This is a genomic window from Xanthomonas sp. WHRI 6108, from assembly GCF_040202385.2.
Lineage (GTDB): Bacteria > Pseudomonadota > Gammaproteobacteria > Xanthomonadales > Xanthomonadaceae > Xanthomonas > Xanthomonas arboricola.
The window spans coordinates 3,360,636-3,379,309 of record NZ_CP168198.1 but is presented as its reverse complement, the minus strand read 5'-3'; the positions used below and the strand labels follow the sequence as shown (position 1 = coordinate 3,379,309).

Annotated in this window: 15 protein-coding genes; 7 read left to right on the top strand and 8 right to left on the bottom strand. The window is 66.9% G+C overall.

All coding sequences use genetic code 11. From position 1 onward, the window contains the following. The first annotated feature begins 3 nt into the window (after nt 1–3). From ABQ039_RS14270 to ABQ039_RS14260, 3 genes are all read left to right on the top strand, one after another. Nucleotides 4–1,185 (top strand): chemotaxis protein CheB, encoded by a 1,182-nt coding sequence (locus ABQ039_RS14270; protein ID WP_349778007.1) that lies wholly within the window; start codon nt 4–6, stop codon nt 1,183–1,185. Nucleotides 1,186–1,220: 35 nt separating this feature from the next. Next, nucleotides 1,221–1,697 (top strand): chemotaxis protein CheW, encoded by a 477-nt coding sequence (locus ABQ039_RS14265; protein ID WP_024940325.1) that lies wholly within the window; start codon nt 1,221–1,223, stop codon nt 1,695–1,697. Between the two features lie 235 nt (nt 1,698–1,932). Next, the gene (locus ABQ039_RS14260; RefSeq protein WP_126966231.1) at nt 1,933–2,505 is read left to right on the top strand and encodes a GNAT family N-acetyltransferase; all 573 of its coding nucleotides are present in this window, start codon (nt 1,933–1,935) and stop codon (nt 2,503–2,505) included. A gap of 54 nt (nt 2,506–2,559) precedes the next feature. On the opposite strand, the gene ABQ039_RS14255 is transcribed toward ABQ039_RS14260, so the two are convergent. Genes ABQ039_RS14255 through ABQ039_RS14245 form a run of 3 tightly spaced genes read right to left on the bottom strand, consistent with a single transcriptional unit; the run spans nt 2,560 to nt 6,268 of the window. After that, the gene (locus tag ABQ039_RS14255; RefSeq protein WP_374057808.1) at nt 2,560–4,200 is read right to left on the bottom strand and encodes a hypothetical protein; all 1,641 of its coding nucleotides are present in this window, start codon (nt 4,198–4,200) and stop codon (nt 2,560–2,562) included. Beyond that, entirely contained in the window at nt 4,197–4,769 is a 573-nt protein-coding gene (locus tag ABQ039_RS14250) for a sigma-70 family RNA polymerase sigma factor (RefSeq protein WP_104576486.1), read from the bottom strand. Before ABQ039_RS14250 ends, ABQ039_RS14255 begins: the two co-directional genes overlap by 4 nt. A 29-nt stretch (nt 4,770–4,798) precedes the next feature. After that, nucleotides 4,799–6,268 (bottom strand): von Willebrand factor type A domain-containing protein, encoded by a 1,470-nt coding sequence (locus ABQ039_RS14245; RefSeq protein ID WP_374057807.1) that lies wholly within the window; start codon nt 6,266–6,268, stop codon nt 4,799–4,801. A gap of 76 nt (nt 6,269–6,344) precedes the next feature. Between ABQ039_RS14245 and ABQ039_RS14240 the strand changes: the two genes are divergently transcribed. From ABQ039_RS14240 to ABQ039_RS14230, 3 genes are all read left to right on the top strand, one after another. Further along, nucleotides 6,345–6,614 carry a hypothetical protein gene (locus ABQ039_RS14240; protein ID WP_374057806.1) on the top strand — a complete coding sequence of 90 codons (270 nt, stop codon included), beginning with the start codon at nt 6,345–6,347 and terminating at the stop codon, nt 6,612–6,614. 580 nt (nt 6,615–7,194) lie between these two features. Beyond that, the gene (locus ABQ039_RS14235) at nt 7,195–8,259 is read left to right on the top strand and encodes a N(4)-(beta-N-acetylglucosaminyl)-L-asparaginase (protein WP_349778009.1); all 1,065 of its coding nucleotides are present in this window, start codon (nt 7,195–7,197) and stop codon (nt 8,257–8,259) included. Continuing rightward, nucleotides 8,256–8,987, top strand: coding sequence for a copper homeostasis protein CutC (locus ABQ039_RS14230; protein ID WP_349778010.1), 732 nt, complete (start codon nt 8,256–8,258; stop codon nt 8,985–8,987). The genes ABQ039_RS14235 and ABQ039_RS14230 overlap by 4 nt, the downstream gene beginning before the upstream one ends. A gap of 1,140 nt (nt 8,988–10,127) precedes the next feature. Here ABQ039_RS14230 and ABQ039_RS14225 read toward each other — a convergent pair. Then, nucleotides 10,128–11,213: a sialidase family protein gene (locus ABQ039_RS14225; RefSeq protein ID WP_349778011.1), complete on the bottom strand. Its 1,086-nt coding sequence runs from the start codon at nt 11,211–11,213 to the stop codon at nt 10,128–10,130. A 405-nt stretch (nt 11,214–11,618) separates the two neighbouring features. Here ABQ039_RS14225 and ABQ039_RS14220 point away from each other — a divergent pair, with 405 nt between their 5' ends. Beyond that, nucleotides 11,619–11,948, top strand: a complete 330-nt coding sequence (locus ABQ039_RS14220) for a RebB family R body protein (RefSeq protein WP_104573688.1) — start codon at nt 11,619–11,621, stop codon at nt 11,946–11,948. 62 nt (nt 11,949–12,010) lie between these two features. Here ABQ039_RS14220 and ABQ039_RS14215 read toward each other — a convergent pair whose 3' ends face one another. The 4 genes from ABQ039_RS14215 to ABQ039_RS14200 all read right to left on the bottom strand — a co-directional run bounded on the left by ABQ039_RS14215 (nt 12,011) and on the right by ABQ039_RS14200 (nt 18,374). Further along, nucleotides 12,011–12,226: a hypothetical protein gene (locus tag ABQ039_RS14215; protein ID WP_016904393.1), complete on the bottom strand. Its 216-nt coding sequence runs from the start codon at nt 12,224–12,226 to the stop codon at nt 12,011–12,013. 318 nt (nt 12,227–12,544) lie between these two features. Beyond that, complete coding sequence (locus ABQ039_RS14210) at nt 12,545–14,386, bottom strand: beta-galactosidase family protein (RefSeq protein WP_349778012.1); 1,842 nt, start codon at nt 14,384–14,386, stop codon at nt 12,545–12,547. A gap of 49 nt (nt 14,387–14,435) precedes the next feature. Continuing rightward, on the bottom strand, nt 14,436–16,778 hold the full coding sequence (locus ABQ039_RS14205; RefSeq protein WP_184608816.1) for a GH92 family glycosyl hydrolase: 2,343 nt from the start codon (nt 16,776–16,778) through the stop codon (nt 14,436–14,438). 135 nt (nt 16,779–16,913) lie between these two features. Further along, nucleotides 16,914–18,374 (bottom strand): glycoside hydrolase family 125 protein, encoded by a 1,461-nt coding sequence (locus ABQ039_RS14200; protein ID WP_184433875.1) that lies wholly within the window; start codon nt 18,372–18,374, stop codon nt 16,914–16,916. Between the last annotated feature and the right edge of the window lie 300 nt (nt 18,375–18,674).

Sequence of the window (18,674 nt, the reverse complement as noted above, 5' to 3'; positions counted from 1 at the left end):
GCAATGGGAACTCCGGTCGCCCTGCTGGGCCGCCCCGGGCAGGCGCGCGAGCGGCTGCGTGAAGCGCTCGGCCTGGCTGGCGCCCACGTGGTGCTGGAAGACGAGCCCTCCGCGGTAGATGTGCAGATGCTGCGCGATGCCGAGCCGGTGGCGGTGCTGGTCGCGCTGGAGCCGTCGATCGAAGACGCGCTCGAAGCGCTGGAGCCGGCCTTCAACATGCCCGGCGTCACGGTGATCTTCGACGAGGCCGAGCTGACCGTGCGTCGCGAGGGCTGGGAAGCGCAGCGCTGGGTGCGCCATCTGGCCGCCAAGCTGCATGGCCATGCCGACGTACTGCCGCCAGGCACCGAGAGCGAGCCGTCGCTGCAGCCCGAACCGGGCCTGGAACTGGCGCCGCGGCAGCATTCGGACCTGCAGCTGGACCAGCATCTGCAGGCAGCCGCGCATGCGTTCGACAGCGTGCCCGGCGATGCCTTGTTCGCACGGGGCGTGGACACGTCCGAGGCCGCGTCCGACACGCCGGGCCTGACGCTGGGCGATTCCAGTACCTGGGGCCTGGTCGACGAGGTCGCGGTGGTGGTGCGCCCGCGTGCCGAATTGAACATGGACGCGTTGTCGACCGGCGGACTGTCGCTGGTGGAGCTGGATCAGGCCGGTGACACCACCGGTGCGGTGCTGGTACTGGCCGGTATCGGCGGCCCGGATGCGATCCGTCGCCTGCTGTCCGCGCTGCCGCCGGAGTTTCCGCGCGCCGTGCTGGTGCGCATGACCCTGGATGGCGGCCAGTACGGCAACCTGGTGCGGCAGATGGGACGCGTGTCGGCGTTGCCGGTCGAACTGGGCGAAGCCGGCCAGGTGATCGCAGCGGGCAAGGTCTACGTGCTGTCCGACGACATCGGCGTGCAGCAACATGCCGGCGCGCTGGCGTTTGTCGCGCAGGCCGATCCGGCCGGGCTGGTGGCCGCGTTGCCGCCGACCGACAGTGCGGTGCTGATGCTCAGCGGTGCCAACGAGGCGCTGGTCGAGGCCGCGCTGGCGCTGGCCGAGCAGGGCGGCTGGCTGGCCGGTCAATCCGCCGACGGCTGTTACGACCCGGCCGCGGCGGCGCGTCTGGCGCGCCAGGGCATTCTGACCGGCGACCCTGCGCAGCTGGCGCAGGCGTTGGCGCAGCGCTGGCCGGCATAAGCCGGGCGCTTCCTCTCAAGAACGGAACAGGTGCGATGAGCTACGCCAACAATGACGAAATCCGCGGCGTCCTGATCCAGGCCGGCCAGGAGCGCGTGCTGCTGCCCAACGCCACGGTGGCCGAGGTGATGTCGCGGGTGGCGGTCGAGCCGATGGCCGAGATGCCGCGCTGGGTGGTCGGGCGCATCGACTGGTACGGCTGGAAGGTGCCGCTGCTGTCGTTTGCGCGCTTGAGCGGCATGGGCGAGGAGCCTACGGCGGTCAACAACAAGGTGATCGTGCTCAAGGCGCTGGGCGGCAATCCGGTGCTGCCGTATTTCGCCTTGCTCACCGCCTCGTTCCCGCAGCTGATCTCGGTGCCGCGCGACGGCCTGCTGGCCGACGCGTCTGAAGATGCGCTGCCCGACGGCGTGCACATGCGCGTGCTGCTGGGCGAGCAGAGTGCGCTGCTGCCGAACCTGGATGCGATCGAGGCACAGGTTGCGCAGGCGCTTGCGGCGGTTGCCGCCTAAAGCGCCATTGCCGGGCGACGACGCTGCCCAGTTGCGGGCAGTGCCGGGACGAGGATCGGGTAGGGGCCGCGCTGCTCTGACGAGTGCCGCCGCGCTGCGTGCAGTGCATGCCGACACGGCAGATGGCTGGGATGTCTTGCTGCCGTAGGGCAACCGTTTGCGGGGGCGTGATCCGTATGTGTCAGCCTGCTCCACACAACACGCATGACGCGCGCAAGGTGCGCCCGCGGCTGTCATGAGTCTTCCCGTCTTCGCGCCGGTCGAGCACGCCGACGGTGTGCTGCTGTGCGATCTGGCCATCGTCGATCCGGCCGCGATGGCCGATTACCACAGCCGTAATCGCGCGCATCTGGCCGCGGCGATGCCGCTGCGGCCACCGGCGTTCTACACCACCGAGGGCTGGCGCCGGCTGAGCATCGCCTACCGCACCGCGGTGCCGGGCGAGCGCGAGTTGCAACTGGTGTTGCTGCGCGATGCACAGGTGATCGGCACGGTCGGCTTCACCCAGATCCAGCGCGGTGCCTTCCAGGGCTGTCATCTCGGGTATGGCCTGGATGCGCAGCAGCAGGGGCGCGGCCTGATCCAGTGGGCGGCCACGCAGGGCATCGGGTTTGCCTTCGGCCCGCTTGGCCTGCATCGGGTGATGGCGCAATACGTCCCCGACAACCTGCGCAGTGCGCGTGTGCTGCAGCGGCTGGGATTCCAGATCGAAGGCTATGCGCGCCGTTATCTGCAATTGAACGGTATCTGGCGCGACCATGTATTGACCAGCAGGTTGCGCGACGACGCTCCGGCGGCGGATGCGTGAGCCCGGTTGCGCAGGCGGGTACAGCGATGCGCGCGGTGCGCGCGGTGCGGTGACCTAGGGCGTGACAGTCAGCGGCTCGACACGCAGCTGGTCGGCTTCGAGCCCTGCATCCTGCAAGACCTCCACCTGTGTCGACCAGCCGCGTTGCCGGAGGCGCGCGCGCAGTCGGCTGGCCCAGTCCTGCACCTCGGGTGCATCGGGTGTGGCGGCCAGGATGCGGATCCGAGCCGGCGCGTGATCGTCGGCAGCGGCGTGGCGCGCAAGCCAGTCGGCCGGGGGCATGGCGCGCTTTATCGGCGCGATGCGCACCGGGGCAGATTTTGCTCGAGACATCCCGGCGTCGACCGCCGTGGTGCTGAAGGCTGGTTGGCTGGTTGGCGGTGTTGCGCGGGCGGCGTCCGTCTGCGCCAACGGCGCATGGAGCACACGCAGCGGTGCAGGCTGGCCTGCGCCAGGCGCGCGTGATTGCAGCGTGCCGTCTGTTGCGCTGATGACGATCTGCGCCTGCTCGGTCAACGGCGGTGGGGCCGGCAGTGATGCCGGTGCTGGCGAGGGCGGGATGGGTGCAAGTGCTGCAGGCGCGCTGCGCCGGGCACTGGCTGCGAGCGAGCCACTTACCGACGCATCCTCGGGGAGTGCGGCGATTGGAGCCGGAGCTGGCGCAGGCGCCGCAGATGGCTGCGCGTCGGCAGATTGCAGGTCAGTGCCTGGCGTGGGTTCGGCGTCGAGTGCGGAGTCGAATGACGGCGCAGGCGCTACAGGCGCCGCTGCACTGACTGGTTCCGGGGCCAAGGCGGGCGATGGCAGGGGGGACGGCGCTGGCGGCGGGGAGGGCGCTGCCGCGCTCGGGCGCGCTGCGGTTTCGGGGACTTCGGCATCCGCTGGTGCCGGCATCGCAGGCAAAACCAACACATGCTCTGCGCCGGGATCGACCTGCTCAGGCGCGCGCCTGGCTGGGTGAACTGTCGACGGTTCGACGACTGCCGTCCCGACTGCAGCTGCTGCCGGCGCTTCCGCAGAGGGCTGACCGGCCTGCCACTGCAATCCGATGCCGACCACCAGGGTGATCGATGCAGCGAAGGCCAGCGTCGGCATCCAGCGCGGGCGACGGCTGCTGCGTCGGCGGGCGGCTGCGTTGCCGGCAGGGGCGGGATTTGAGCTTGCTGTGGCTGCTGATGCCTGCGCCTGCGCCGATGCATCGGAGGTGGATGTGGACGCGCTATCAGGCCCGGGAAGCGCGGCAGCTCCGGCTTCCTGCGCAGATGCCGGTGCCGCCGTAGCCAGCGACGCAGCTGCTGCTGCGGCCACGCCCGCGGTCGGACGCAGCTCTGCCATATCGGCGTGTGGCGGTTGCGCGGCGATCCACGCACGCGCGGACTCGCTCAGATTCGTCGTCCCGGCCTGATCGATAGGTTGGCCCTGTGCCAGACGCGCCTGCACGGCAGCACGCCGTACGGCCTGCGCCTGCTCCGCCTGCGCGGCGGCGGCCGCAAACATCGCCGCCATCGTGGCGGGTGCTTCGAACTGCAAGGTGTCCTGCGTTGGATGCACTGCCGCGCGTTCGGCATCGGCGTTGCGTGCGGCCTGTGCGAACCACGCCTGCATCGACGCTGGCGGCGTATGCGCCGGCAGTGCACGCAGCAGTGCGGCAAGCCCGTCGCTGCCGGCGACAAACCGTTTGAAGGACTGGCTCATCGGGTCGCGTCCAGGCTCAGGCGCAACTTTGCGAATGCATAGCGCAGCCGGCTCTTGACGGTCTCGAAACCTTCGCCGATCACCTGGGCGATTTCGTCGACGCCGAGCTCGGCAAAGAAGCGCAGCACCACCACTTCGCGTTGTGCGTCGGGCAATGCCATCACCGCGGCGCGCACGCGATGGTGTTGCTGGCCGAGCATGGCCAGCTGCTCGGTCGACAGATCGTCATCGGGCAGCTGCAGATGGGCGTCGTCCAGCGCCACCGAGGTGCTGTGAGAGGCGCTGCGACGGGTGTCGATCCAGCCGTTGCGCGCGATCTGGAACAGAAAACTGGTGAAGGCGGCCTGCCCGGGGCGGTAGTCGCTGCAGCGGGTCATCAGCTTGACCCAGGTCTTCTGCGCGAGGTCTTCGGCTTCGCTCAGGTTGCCTTCGCACAACCAGGCCAGGAAGTTGAACAGGGCGCGGTTGTGACGCGTGAACAACTCGGTGGCCGGCTGTTCGACAAAGCCATTGGCGACGAGGAGCATGAGCTCCTCGTCGGGAAGATGCGCAAGGTCTGCAGGTTGCATGCGCGCAGTATAGGCAGGTGCCGCGCGCATCAGTCGGTGGTTGCGATTGGCCGGCTACTCAGTGCATCGGCCTGCTGCACCATCTGCAGGAAATCGGCGCGGTAGCCGAAGCGATCGCTGCCCAGGCTGGCCGCGGCCAGGGCACGCACCTGCGGATAATCCCAGCCGTGCAGCTGAGTGCCGCCACGCAGGCGCTGGCCAAACCCGGCCACTGCGGCGGAAAAGCGGAAGGCATCGCTGGTGGCGTTCAAGGCCCGGCGCTGATTGCTGTGGACCACCGTGTCGAGCAACTGGCTGCGTTGTGCATCGGGCAGTTTGTAGCGCAGTTTGACGTGCGCCAGTTCGCTGTCGATTGCACGCACTTTTCGAGGTGTGGCGGTGTTGGCATAGCGCAGCGGGTCCACCGATGCGTGGCCGTCGGTCGGGGTGATTTCATACAGCGCGGTGACGGTGTGGCCGGCGCCGATCTCGCCTGCATCGACCTGGTCGTTGTTGAAGTCCTCGCGTTGCAGTGCGCGGTTTTCATAGCCGATCAGGCGGTATTCCTTGACGGTGTCCGGATTGAATTCGACCTGGATCTTGACGTCGCGCGCGATCGTGGCCAGCGTTGCGCCGAGCTCGTGGGTCAGTACCTTGCGTGCTTCCAGCGCCGAGTCGATGTAGGCGTAGGCACCGTCACCGGCATCGGCCAGCTGTTCCATCAGCGTTTCGTTGTAATTGCCGGTGCCGAAGCCGAGCGTGGACAGCGCCACGCCGGAGCGCCGCTTTTCGGCGACCATGCCCTTGAGCTGATCGAAGTCGGTGACCCCGACATTGAAGTCGCCATCGGTGGCGAGCAGGATGCGGTTGATGCCGCCGCGCAGATAGGCTTGCTGGGCAGCCCTGTAGGCCAGTTCGATGCCGCTGGCGCCGGCGGTGGATCCGCCCGATTGCAGGCTGTCGATGGCTTCGATGATGCGGCCCTGCTGGTCGCCGGGCGTGGGCGGCAGCACGACTGCGGTGTTGCCGGCATAGGTCACCAGGGTGATGCGATCTTTCGCCCGCAACTGACGCACCAGCAGCTTGAGCGAGGATTGCAGCAGCGGCAGTTTGTCGGGCGAGTCCATCGAGCCGGAGACATCGACCAGAAACACCAGGTTGGCCGGCGGCAGATCGGCGCTGGCGATGTCGCGGCCGGCAATGCCGACGCGCAGCAGCAAGCTGTCGTTGTTCCAGGGCGTGGGCGCCAGTTCGGTGCGCACGGCGAACGGTTGGCCATTGGTGGGTGCGGGGTCGTCGTAGCGGAAGTAGTTGATCAGCTCTTCCACACGCACGGCGTCCACCGGCGGCAGCGTGCCTGCGCTCAGGAAGCGCCGCACGTTGCTATAGCTGCCGGTGTCCACGTCGATGCTGAAGGTGGACACCGGATTCGCCGCGGTCTGCACGATCGGGTTGTCGCGCAGCGTTTGATAGGTTTCGCGGTCTTCGGTCGGTGCCGGCAGGACCAGCGGCATCGGCATGCGGTTGTCGAGTATTGGGCGTTGTGCGACCCACTTGGCGCGTGGCGCCCGCTGTGCAACGGAGGCCTCAAGTGCGATGGGCGCTGCTGGCATCGGCATCGGCATCAGCATCGGCATTGCGGATGGCGATGGTGCCGGTGCTGGACTCGGCACAGACGGCGGCTGCATGGGGTGGGCGAGGGCAGGCGCTGCGAGACTGCCCTCGATCTGCGCGGGTGTCGAAGCGGTGGATGGCGATGGCTGCGCGGTTGCAGGCAGCACGGTGGTGCGCGAACTGTCGCTGTTCGGCTGGGTCGGCTCGTGCGAGCAGGCGCTCAGCAGCAAGGCGAGCGCAAGAAGGCTGTGACGGGGCATGGGAATCCTTTGCGTGGCGAAAAGGGATGGGTGAACAACGGACCGTCCGAGGTCGCCGTGCACTGCGCCTCTGTTGAGTAAACGGGCCAGTGCGGCAAACGGGGTTAACTGGGGTGAAGATTTTTTTCGATCGCTGCTGAGTGCTGTGTGCAGTGCCCGCTGCGGGGAGGGCTGGGCGATGGGCATCACTTGTCTGCGTACCCTCACCCCAACCCCTCTCCCGTTGGAGAGGGGCTTGATGCTTCCCTTCTCCCATTGGAAGAAGGTGGCGCCTAGCGCCGGATGAGGGCACGGCGCTGCAGGGCGGTGCCGGTCGCCCCGTACCCTCACCCCGACCTCCGCTCCGCGTCCCGGCCCGCGCCAGCAGCGCGGGCGCTCCAAGGCCCGCGCGCAAGCCGTGCCTTCTCGCCGCTGTGGGAGAGGGGCTTTACAGTCATTGCTGCGCGTTATGCGCGAATCCGCACTGCTGGGCGCCGCAAGGCGGTTTATCCGCGCGCGGTGCTGCCGCATGATGGAAGGCTATGGCCGCGCACTGCGGTTGCCTGTCTTCTTCCTGCATGGAGTTCGCCCGGATGATCCAACGTCGTCACTTTCTCAAGAGCGCCACGCTTGGTGCGATCGCTTCCGGCTTGGCCGGGTGGGGCGCACGTGCGCAGGCGGCCGCCGGTGCCGGCACGGCCGGACGCGTTACCGCGCTGCCGCGCGGCGCGGCGCGGGTGATTTCCACCTGGGATTTCGGCATTGCCGCCAATCAGGCGGCCTGGAAAATCCTTGGCAGCGGCGGTATCGCACTGGATGCGGTGGAAGCCGGCGTGCGCGTGCCGGAAGCAGACCCGAGTAATTCGACTGTTGGCTTGGGTGGCTATCCGGACCGCGATGGCCGGGTGACGCTGGACGCCTGCATCATGGATCACCTGGGCAATTGCGGCTCGGTGGCGGCGCTGGAAGATGTGGTGCATGCGATTTCGGTGGCGCGCGCGGTGATGGAAAAAACCCCGCATGTGATGCTGGTCGGCGATGGTGCCCGGCAGTTCGCCCTGGAGCAGGGATTTCCGCAGACCAAGCTGCTCACGCCGAGCTCGGAAGCGGCGTGGAAAGAGTGGTTGAAGACCTCGAAATATTCGCCGGAAGCCAATATCGAAAACCGCGCCTGGCGCGATGCGAAACTGCCGGGTGGCAAGGACAATCACGACACCATCGGCATGCTGGCGCTGGATGCGCACGGCAACCTGTCCGGCGCGTGCACCACCAGCGGCATGGCGTGGAAGATGCACGGCCGGGTCGGCGACAGCCCGATCATCGGCGCGGGGTTGTACGTGGACAACGAGGTGGGCGGTGCGACCTCGACCGGCGTCGGCGAAGAGGTGATCCGCAATGTCGGCAGTTTTGCGGTGGTGGAAATGATGCGCCAGGGCAAGTCGCCGGCCGATGCCTGCCGAGAGGTGGTGATGCGGCTGATCCGGCGCAAGCCCGAACTCACCCGCACCTTGCAGGTAGGATTTCTGGCGATGAACAAGCGCGGCGAGGTGGGGGCGTTCGCGATCCAGAAGGGTTTCAGTTACGCGGTCTGCGATGCGCAGCGGCAGGATCTGCTGGTGCCCGGCGAAAGCCACTACACCACCGAGCCTGCAGCATGAATGCGTTGGGGCTGGAAGTAGCCGCCGATTCGGTGGGGTCGGCATTGGCGGCGCAGGAAGGCGGTGCGATGCGCGTCGAACTCTGCGGGGGCCTGGATGGTGGCGGGCTGACGCCATCCTTCGGCACGCTGGCAGTGGTGCGTGAGCGATTGCAGATTCCGCTATACGTATTGATCCGTCCGCGCGTGGGCGACTTCGTCTTCGACGCGGCGGAGGTGGAGGTGATGCGGCGCGATGTGGAGCAATGCGTGCGGCTGGGCTGCGATGGCGTGGTGCTGGGCGCGCTGGATCCGCACGGGCAGGTCGACATGGGCACGATGCGGGTGTTGATCGCCGCAGCCGGTTCGCTGGGCGTGACCTTTCATCGTGCGATCGATGTCAGTGCCGATCCGTCGCGCGCGCTGGAAGATGCAATCACGCTGGGTTGCGAGCGTGTGCTGACCTCCGGTGCGCGTGCGAGCGCGCTTGAAGGTGTCGACACCATTGCCGCATTGGTGCGGCAGGCGGGCGACCGCATCAGCATCATGCCGGGCGCGGGCGTGTCCGAAAGCAATGTGCGTGCGCTGCGCGCCAACACCGGCGCGCGCGAGTTCCATGCCTCCTCACGTGGGCCGGTTGCGGCGCAGGTGCATGCGCCGCACGCGTACATCTCCGATCTGGGCGGCGACTACCAGCGTACCGATGTGGTGCGTGTGCGGCGGATCGTGGGGGTGTTGCAGGAGCTGTGAGACGCTGTATGCCGATTGTGGAGCACGTGAGCTGGACCTTTTTGCACGCTGGGGCGGGGCAATTTAGGTGAAGCGAAGACGTGGCATGTGAGCTGTAGCTTGGCTGCCGGCCCTTGCCCGCCCACCATCGCGGGACACGCCGCAAGTACGTCCATGTAGGCTCTTACGCGGCATCCATGCCGCGTAAGGTCCCGCGACGGTAGGCGGACAGGGACCTGTCGAGATGGTCGGTATGCATGGAGAAGAGCAGGAGCGGTTGTCGGCGCGTCGCTTGTGCAGTTCCATCAGCGCACGACCAACTTAGCAGGCGCGATGCCCTTGCCGGTTCCGGGACCCTTGGCGGCATGGATGCCGCCAAGGAGCCTCCACGGATGGATTCACGGCGTGTCCCGGAAGTGGTGAGGGCATTGCGCCCTCGACCACCAGGCTTTGCTGCGTTGAAACGGTGGCCGAGCTCAAGAGCATGTTGTGTTGAGCTTAGACAGGGCACTGTGGAAGCAGCGAACGCAAAGCGTCTGATCTGGTGCTTCGTTGCAGGGCCCTTGCCCGCCCACCATCGCAGGACACGCCGCAAGTACGTCCGTGTAGGCTCTTACGCGGCATCCATGCCGCGTAAGGTCCCGCGACGATAGGCGGGCAAGGACCAGTCTCGATGGTCGGTGTGCGTGGACAAGAGCAGGAGCGGCGGTCGGCGAGTTGCTTGTGCAATTCCATCAGTGCACTACTACCAGGCTTTGCTGCGTTGAAACGGCGGCAATGCTCAGGAGCATGTTGTGTTGAGCTCAGACGGGCGCTGTGGAAGAAGTGAGAGCAAAGCATCTGATCTGCTGCTTCGTTGCAGGGCCCTTGCCCGCCCACCATCGCAGGACACGCCGCAAGTACGTCCATGTAGACTCTTACACGGCATCCATGCCGCGTAAGGTCCCGCGACGGTAGGCGGGCAAGGACCAGTCTCGATGGTCGGTACGCATGGCTTTCAATAAAACAGCCAACAACCTTTCTGGTGCGGTGTCCTAGCCGCTAGCGGGACCGTGTGGCGGCATGGATGCCGCCACCGAGCCCCCAGGGACGGGTTTACGGCGTGTCCCGCGAGCGAAGGACACCGTGCGCTTCGCTTACTTCCGGACAAAGCAGAAGTGACTATGGCATCGTGCCATCTGCATTGCCGCCGAGCCTCACCGGATCGATCACGACATGCTTGATGCGTTGGCGCTTCCAGGTGTAGCTGATATGGACCAGGCCATCGCGGGTCTGGATCACCGCCGGATAGGAGAACTCGTCTTTTGCGCTGTTTTCCAGCGTGAGTGCGCGTTGCCAATGCACGCCGTCGGTCGATAGCGCCACTGCAAGCGTGCCGCGACCATCCCACCAGTCCTTGCCGGCGATACCGGGGTTGTAGACCAGCAGAGCGCGGCCGTCGCGCAGCATCACCGCGTCGGTGCCGGAGTTGGGGTTCTCCACGTCCAGCAACTGCATCGGTTGCCAATGCAGGCCGCCATCCTGCGAGAAGGTACTGAACAACTTGTTCTGCTGGCTGCGCCCCAGTACCTGCACGCGCCCGTCCGCATGCAGCAACACGCTGGGCTGGATCGCACCGATCACACTCGGGTCGTTGAGCGGCATGCCGCGCTGCCAGTGCGCGCCGTCGTCGTCGCTCCATTCCAGATGCGCGCGCCAGCCGCGGTCTTCGCTGCTGCTGGGCGCAAGGATGCGTCCGTTCGGCAATTGCACCGGCTTGTTCTTGATCGGGCCAAGAATGCCGTCGGGCAGGCGCTGCGGCGGCGACCAGTGCGCACCGTCGTCATCGGAGGTGGTGCGCAGGCCCCACCAATCGCGCGGATTTGGGCCGAGCTTGTAGTACAGCTGCACCGGGCCGGTGCCGGACTGGAACAGCACCGGATTCCAGGCCGGCAGCGCGGCGCCATTGGTGCCTGCGTGCGCGCCATCGGCGATGCGTCGCGGCGGCTGCCAGTGCTGCGCGCCGCGTTGTGCGAGCCAGATACCGACATCGGCCGCTCCCTCGTGCGCGCCGCCGAACCACGCCGCCAGCAGCGTGCCGTCGCGGGTTTCCAGCAGCGTGGAGGCGTGCGCCTGTGGCGTCGGTGCCGGGTCGGCGATGAACTCGCTGAGCACGATGGGCGAGGGCATCGGCATGGGCGATTCGGCTTGAACTGCGCAGGCGGCAAGGCTCGCAACAAGGCAGGTCAGCAGGCGTGACGGGAGCATCGTGGTGAAGTCCTGTGCGGATTTTAAAGATACCTATTTATTATCTATTAAATACCATGTGCTCTGGTCATCCCACGGGCCATCGTCGCCCACCACGGCGAGGACCCGCGATGTCGTCACGCCCACTTTCCCGTCGCGCTGGCTGGCCGCACTCGGCCTGACCGCGTTGCCCCTGCCCACCGCCATGACGCAGGACTTTGCTACGCCTGCGACGCCCATCGCGAAGCGGCGTTGCGAGGATTCAGTCGTACGCGAGCAGGCCGTTATCGAGATGACACGGTGTGCGGTGTGCCTGGCGCTTGGTCGGCGCACTGCGACGCGGTAAACAGCTGCGACCGGCTGTCAGGGCCGATTGGCGTGCAACAACGCGCAGTACCGTGTATCCGTCCACTCAGGAGCACAGGTATGGCTTTTCCAACATCAGTCAACGACCAGATCACCGATGCTGTCACGCAGTCCAACGTCAAGGTCATTGGCGAGGCGCCTGCAATGGCGATGGGCACGATCTACCAGAGCATGGCGCATTCGACCGGCATCCTGTTTCAGAACGCGGTATCGGCGCAACAGCAGCAAAACACGCTGTCGCAGGCCGCCACCAACCAGGGCGTGATGCAGATCTACAGCCTTGATACGACCGCCTCGGCGGCGGATGTCGAGAAGGTCGCGCAGGCGGGTGTCGCCGACAATCTGACCAGTCTGCTCACCGTGCTCAATGCGTTCAACACCGGCAAATAATGGCGGCTGGCGACAGCGGCAGCGCTGTCGCCAATGTTGCTGACACGAGTGCGTCGGTGCACTCAGGCCGCGTCGTCGTCGCGCGCCTGCGGCGGCAACAGGATCTGCGGCTGCTTGGCCGAGTGGGTCTGGCACAGGAAGGTCATCAGGTGCGCCGCTTCGGTGCTGCCGATCGGCTGGCTGGGCGCGGGCTTGCTGTGGACGTGTTCGGCGAAGGCGTGCTGGGTCTGCTCCGGAACCGCGGAGACAGGGTCTTGCGTAACGGTGGACGACGACATGAAACGCTCCTGGAACTCACGATCTGACCGTCGCCCGATAGGACGACGGGAATGCGCCACTGCCTTCCACAACGGCGTGAGCCGGTGATCTTGCCTGGAATGCGATCGGTCCGATACCACAATTGGTAGCAGACGCTGCGCGGGCGGCGGACCTCCAGATAGCGGCGGGCGCGCGGCGGTCTGAAGGGGGGCGCTCCGGGGGCGCCCGGCGGGTTGCCTGGCGGTTGGGTTGGGCGTCGACGGGGGATGGGCGTGCGGCCTGCGATCGCCGTCCCGGACAGGTGCGCAATCGCCAGCGGCCCGCCACCCGCGTGCCGGTTACTCCTTCGGCGTGATCCACACCTGCTGCTGCAGGCCGCGCACGCCGGGCTTGGCGGTGCTGTCCAGGTCGAACACCACCACGGCGTTGTCGCCCTTGCGCTGGAACGGGGCCGGGAAATACAACGCCCGCTGCGGGCCGATGGCCCAGTGGCGGCCCAGGTTGACGCCGTTGGCCCAGGCCACGCCCTTGCCGAAGGCGCGCATGTCCAGATAGGTGTCGGTCGGTGTGCCGATGCGCAGCGTGCCGCGGTGGAAGGCCGGGCCTGCGACGGGGGTGCGGGTCCAGCCGCGGATGCTGTCGGGCGAGCGCATCGGCAGCGGGAAGGCCTGCCAGCCGGTGAGCTGCTGGTTGTCCAGCAGCACCGGGTCGACCAGCCCGGCGCGGCCGTCGGCCATGCGCGGGCCGTAGTTGATGCGGCCGCTGTTTTCGACCAGCACATCCAGCGTGTGCTGGCCGGCCGGAATATCCACATTGGTGGAGACCTGCTGCAGCCGGCGCTCGACAGTGCCGACCGGCTTCTGGTCGACATACACCCGCGCTACATCGCGCACCTCGCCCAGGTACAGCGGCCCCTTGCGCGGGCCGGTGACGGTGGTGCGATAGAGGATGTAGCCGTAGTCCTGGCCGAAGTGCTCCATCGGCTGCGGGGTGTCGATGGCGATCGGGGCGGGCAGGTTGTCCCACAGCGAGGCGGATTCGCGCAGCGGCGTCTCCGGCAGCGCCGCGATCGCGATCGGCTTGGGCAGCGCGGGCGGCTGTACGCCGGTGACGCGGGCGATGGCGTCGCGCATCAGCGCGAACTTGGGGGTGGGGCGGCCGGCTTCGTCCAGGATGGCGTCGTAGTCGTAGCTGGTGGTCTGCGGGGCGTAATGGTCGCTGGGATTACCCTGGAAGTTGGCACCATTCATGAAGCCGAAACTGGTGCCGCCGATGAACATGTAGAGGTTGGCCGAATGCCCCTGGCGCAGGATCCACTCCAGCTCTTCGGTCTGTTGTTTTGCGTCGGTGCTGGCGTGCGGCTTGCCCCAGTGGTCGAACCAGCCGGCCCAGTATTCGCCGACCATGCGCGGTTGGTCGGGGCGGAACTTGATCAATTTTTCGAACGCGCTTTTGGCCTCGCCGGGGGCGAAGTTCACCACCGCCAGGGTATCCGGCAAGGTGCCGTTGGCGAGCATGTCGGCACCGTCGGAGGTGAACAGCAAGGCGTCGTCGAAGCCGGCCTTGACGTACATGGCGCGGTTGTCGGCCATGTAGTTGTGGTCGTCGTCGTAGGAGCCGTATTCGTTCTCGACCTGCACGGCGATGATCGGCCCGCCATTGTGATTGAGCAGCGGACGCACCTGTTGGGACACGGCATCCAGATAGGCCTGGCTGGCGGCGAGGAAGCGCGGGTCGCGGCTGCGCACGCGGATGTTGTCCTTGCCGAACAACCAGGCGGGGTAGCCGCCGGCTTCCCACTCGGCGCAGGTGTAGGGGCCGGGCCGCAGGATCACGTTGAGGCCTTGCGCGGCGGCCTCGCGTACGAAGGCGGCCACATCGTTGTTGCCGGTGAAGTCGAACCGGCCCTGTTGCGGCTCGACCAGGTTCCAGAACACGTAGGTCTCCACCGTGTTCAAGCCCAGTGCGCGCGCCTTCTGCAGGCGGTCTTTCCAGTAGTCACGCGGGATGCGCTGGAAATGGATGGCGCCGGAGAGCAGTTGATACGGCTTGCCGTCGCGCACGAACTGCGTGCCTTGCGTGCCGAAGCTGGGCCAGGTGTGGGTGTCGGCGGCACTGGCGGCGACGGGAAGCGCCAGCGCGAGGGCCAGGACGAGGGGGCTGAGGGTGCTGCGCAACATGGGCGATTCTCGGCGGTAACGAGTGACGAGTGACGAGTAAGGACAAATATCAAGCAAACGAAGGCGGCAGATCCTCCTTGTTCGCGCCGAAGGCCGGATTCGGTTTGGCGCCCATGGTGAATTCCAGCGTGCCGCCAGCGGCCAGGTCGGCATGCCGCATCCAGCTGCGGTTGGTCGGTTTGCCGTTCCAGCTCAGCGCCTGCACATACACGTTCTGCGCGCTGCTGTTGTTGGCGACGATGCGCAGCGTGCGGCCGTTGCCGACATCGAGTTCTGCGCGCTTGAACAGCGGGCTGCCGAGGACGTAGTTGCCGCTGACCGGGTCCACCGCATACAGCCCGAGCGCACTGAGCACGAACCAGGCGCTCATCTGCCCGCAGTCTTCGTTGCCGGACAGGCCATTACGTGCGTCGTGGTACTGCTCGCGCAGCAGCCGGCGCACCATCGCCTGGGTCTTGTACGGCTGGCCGGCGTAGGCGAACAGATAGGCCACATGATGGCTGGGCTCGTTGCCGTGCGCGTACTGGCCGACCAGGCCGTCGATATCCGGTGGCGCATCGGCGGGCAGTTCGGAGCTGGTGGAAAACAGCTCGTCGAGCTTGGCGACAAAGCCGTCGCGGCCGCCGTACAGGTCCATGTAGCCGTACAGATCGTGCTGGTTGAGGAAGCTGGCCTGCCAGGCGTTGGATTCGGTGAAATCGCGCCATTTGTTGATATGGCCCATGCCGCGCGGGTCGAACGGCGTGGCCCAGCTGCCGTCTTCCAGACGCGCCTGCACGAAGCCGCTGTCGCGATTGAACACGTTGCGGTAGTTACGCGAGCGCTCGCGCAGTGCGCGTGCATCGTCGGTGGCACCGGCGGCCTGTGCCAGATGCGCGCAGGCCCAGTCGTCGTAGGCGTATTCCAGTGTGCGGCTGACCGCTTCGTCGACCTTGTCGGCGGGGATGTAGCCGAGCTTGCGGTAATACGCCAGGCCATGGGTGGTGTCGTCCATGGCGCGCTTGCGGTAGGCCGGCCAGGCGGCGGTGTAGTCGATGCCGGTGAAGCCCTTGGCATGCGCCTCGGCCAGCACCACGGCCGAGTGGTAGCCGATCATGCAGCCGGTTTCCACGCCCTGCAGCGGCCAGATGCCCACGCCGTCCGGGCATTCGTTGGCGCCGCGCACCAGGCATTGCAGCAGGTCCGGTACGCGCTCGGGCTGCACCAGGGTGAGCAGCGGATGCGCGGCACGGTAGGTGTCCCACAGCGAGTAGGTGCTGTAGTTGTGATAACCCTTGGGGGCGGTGTGGATCTGCAGGTCCATACCGCGGTAGCGGCCATCCACATCGCTGAAAAGGGTGGGCGCGAGCAGGCTGTGATACAGGCCGGTGTAGAAGATGCGGCGCTGCGCGTCGTCATCGCTGTCGATGCGTACGCGTGCCAGTTCCTTTTCCCAGGCGGCCACGGCTTGCGCATGTACGCGGGCGAAGTCGAAGTCGGGCAGTTCTGCATCCAGGTTGGCCAGCGCATTGTCGGCGCTGACGGCGGAGATGCCGACCTTGATCAGCAGCGGTGCGTCGGCTGCGTCGGGGTAGTGCAATGCGGCCTTGAGGTGCACGCCGTCCACGTTGCGCGTGCCTGCGGCCAGCGGCTGGTCTTCGTTGTACAGCTGCACCTGCTTGAACGGCCGCGACAGCCGCATGGCGAAATAGATGTAGCGCCCCTGCGCCCATTGATAGACGCGCCGGCCACCGGTGAGCGTGCGGTCGTCGACCACGCGCAGTTGCGCGTCGGTGATGCGGGTGGGGATGCCGGGTTTGTCCTGCATGCCGTGGCACAGGTCCAGCAGCACATGCGCCGGCTTGCCCTTCGGGAAGTGGTAGCGGTGCAGGCCGGCGCGTGCGGTGGCGGTGAGTTCGGCATGTACGCCGCTGTCCTTGAGCCGCACGCGGTAATAGCCGGGCGAGGCGGCTTCGTCGGCATGGTCGTAGCGCGAGCGGTAACCGCTGTCCGGTGCGTCGAGTGCGCCGGGCACCAGTTTCACTTCGCCGGTGGCGGGCACCAGCAGAAAATCCAGCATGTCGCCGATGCCGGTGCCGGACAGGTGCGTGTGCGAGAAGCCCATGATCGAGCCGTCGGACTCGTGATAGCCGGAGCACGAATCCCATACCGCGTTGTAGGTGTCCGGGCTCAGCTGCACCATGCCGAACGGCAGGGTCGCACCGGGGAAGGTGTGGCCATGGCCGCCGGTACCGATGAACACATCGACATGGCGGGTGAGCTCGGCGCGGATGCGCGCATCGGCCGGCAGTGCGTAGTTGCCGGCGCGTGCGCGTGCAAGCCCGGAGAGGCCGGCGCTGCCGAACAGTGCCGCCGCGATGGCGCCTTGGAGAAAACCGCGTCGTGTTGCCATGGTGATGTGCTCTTGGATGTCACGAAGTGGGGCGGGCCGTACCCTCATCCGCCCTTCGGGCACCTTCTCCCGGCGGGAGAAGGGAAGATCAAGCGCTCTGCAGGTCCGCGTTGGAAGGGCGGGCCCTTCGCAAAATCAGGCGCTGCGCAGCAGCTGGGGTTTGCGTTGGTGCAGGTCGATGATCAGTTCGCCGAACAAGGTGTTGGCCCAGGCGAACCAGTCGCGGGTGAAAGTGCTCGGGTTGTCCTTGTCGAAGGCCTCGTGCATGAAGCCGGTGCCGGCATGGGTGGTCTTGAGCCACTGCAGGCACTGGCGCAGTTGTGCGTCGTCGTCGCTGACCAGCGCGTACTGGATGATCGACATCGGCCAGATCGTGCCCATGCCGCTGTGCGGACTGCCGACGCCTTCGGCCGCGCTGCCGCGCGAGAAATACGGGTTGCGTTCGCTCCAGGCCAGCTGGCGCGTGCGCAGGAATACCGGGTCGGCGCGGTCGCAGCAGCCCAGGTAGGCCAGGCTGAGCAGGCCCGGGGCGTTGGCGTCGTCGATGAACAACTGGTTGCCGTAACCGTCCACTTCGAATGCCCAGTAGGCCTGCCCATCGGCGTCGCGTTGCTGGCCAAACTTGCGTGTCGCCGCTTCCACTTCATCGGCCAGCGCGGTGCAGTCGGCGGCGAACGCGGCATCGCGATGCAGGGCCGTGCTCATCGTCGCCAGCTGGCGCAGCGAGGCCACCGCGAACAGGTTGGCCGGCACGAACAACGGATACACGCAGGCATCGTCGGAGGGGCGGAACATCGAGTGGATCATGCCGTTGGGCCGGGTCGGCTGGCCGTAGCCCTCCAGCACCAGGGTCTCGGTCGCCAGCGGCGAGGGGCGCTGGAACACGTAGGGGCCGCGGTTGTCCTTGCGCTGCTGCTCGCGGAAGGTCCTGACCACCACCTGCATCGCCGCGCGCCAGTCGTCGTCGAACGGGGCGGCATCGCCGGTGGCGCGCCAGTATTCGTGCGCGATGCGGATCGGGTAGCACAGCGAATCGATCTCCCACTTGCGCTCGCCCACGCCGGGCTTCATCTCGGTGATGTCGTTGAGCGACCACTTCAGGCGCTGGGTCTGGCCATCGGGCAGGAAGGCGTTGGCGTACGGGTCCAGCCGGATGCACGCGGCCTGGCGCTGGATCAGGCCATGGAACATGCGCCGCAAGGCAGGGTCGCGCCTGGCCAGCGGCACGTACGGGTGCACCTGGGCGGAGGAGTCGCGCAGCCACATCGCATGGATGTCGCCGGTGATGACGAAGGTGTCCGGCTTGCCGTTGCGGGTGCCGGTTTCCACCGTGGTGTCCAGCGTGTTGGGGTAGCAGTTCTCGAACAGCCAGGCCAGCTCGGGATCGGCGATGCGCGCCTTGATCTGCACGATCTGCTGCTCGACCGCCTTGCTGACGAAGCGGCGCTGCGCCTTGGGCGGGCGCTTGCTGACGAAGTTGCCGGCAGCCGTGGAGGTGCCAGCAACAGGGGCGGCGAAGGCGGGCAGTGCGCCGGCGAGCAGGCCGGCGCCCGCGCTGGCGCCCAGTAACTGGAGGATGTCGCGGCGGGTGTGCATGACCTGGAGCTCCCTGGGATTTCAGCAAGCGGTCGACGCAGCGGACATCCTTGCAGCGGCGGCATCACGTGCCGGGCCGATGATGAGACCTATGCATGACCAATTCCCGATGACCATACAACGTGTGCGCCGAATGTGCATAGTGCGCCCGCACAATTCGGCGCCGTACGCGTGGCCTGCGGCCGTGCCTGCGGCGGCTGGTCCACCGCATGCGCGCTCGCGCAGCACCGTCCTTCGCTCGAGCGCATGTCCGCGCGGCTAGACCGGCACCGCGCAGTGGCCATCGTCCTGCGCATGCCG

Excerpts from the sequence above, each read along its gene's own strand:
- ABQ039_RS14200 (WP_184433875.1), bottom strand. The coding sequence starts at position 18,374 with ATGCACACCCGCCGCGACATCCTCCAGTTACTGGGCGCCAGCGCGGGC.
- ABQ039_RS14265 (WP_024940325.1), top strand. The coding sequence starts at position 1,221 with ATGAGCTACGCCAACAATGACGAAATCCGCGGCGTCCTGATCCAGGCC.
- ABQ039_RS14205 (WP_184608816.1), bottom strand. The coding sequence starts at position 16,778 with ATGGCAACACGACGCGGTTTTCTCCAAGGCGCCATCGCGGCGGCACTG.
- ABQ039_RS14225 (WP_349778011.1), bottom strand. The coding sequence starts at position 11,213 with ATGCTCCCGTCACGCCTGCTGACCTGCCTTGTTGCGAGCCTTGCCGCC.
- ABQ039_RS14255 (WP_374057808.1), bottom strand. The coding sequence starts at position 4,200 with ATGAGCCAGTCCTTCAAACGGTTTGTCGCCGGCAGCGACGGGCTTGCC.
- ABQ039_RS14235 (WP_349778009.1), top strand. The coding sequence starts at position 7,195 with ATGATCCAACGTCGTCACTTTCTCAAGAGCGCCACGCTTGGTGCGATC.
- ABQ039_RS14210 (WP_349778012.1), bottom strand. The coding sequence starts at position 14,386 with ATGTTGCGCAGCACCCTCAGCCCCCTCGTCCTGGCCCTCGCGCTGGCG.
- ABQ039_RS14220 (WP_104573688.1), top strand. The coding sequence starts at position 11,619 with ATGGCTTTTCCAACATCAGTCAACGACCAGATCACCGATGCTGTCACG.
- ABQ039_RS14240 (WP_374057806.1), top strand. The coding sequence starts at position 6,345 with ATGGGCGCTGCTGGCATCGGCATCGGCATCAGCATCGGCATTGCGGAT.
- ABQ039_RS14230 (WP_349778010.1), top strand. The coding sequence starts at position 8,256 with ATGAATGCGTTGGGGCTGGAAGTAGCCGCCGATTCGGTGGGGTCGGCA.
- ABQ039_RS14250 (WP_104576486.1), bottom strand. The coding sequence starts at position 4,769 with ATGCAACCTGCAGACCTTGCGCATCTTCCCGACGAGGAGCTCATGCTC.
- ABQ039_RS14260 (WP_126966231.1), top strand. The coding sequence starts at position 1,933 with ATGAGTCTTCCCGTCTTCGCGCCGGTCGAGCACGCCGACGGTGTGCTG.
- ABQ039_RS14245 (WP_374057807.1), bottom strand. The coding sequence starts at position 6,268 with ATGCCGATGCCGCTGGTCCTGCCGGCACCGACCGAAGACCGCGAAACC.
- ABQ039_RS14270 (WP_349778007.1), top strand. The coding sequence starts at position 4 with ATGGGAACTCCGGTCGCCCTGCTGGGCCGCCCCGGGCAGGCGCGCGAG.
- ABQ039_RS14215 (WP_016904393.1), bottom strand. The coding sequence starts at position 12,226 with ATGTCGTCGTCCACCGTTACGCAAGACCCTGTCTCCGCGGTTCCGGAG.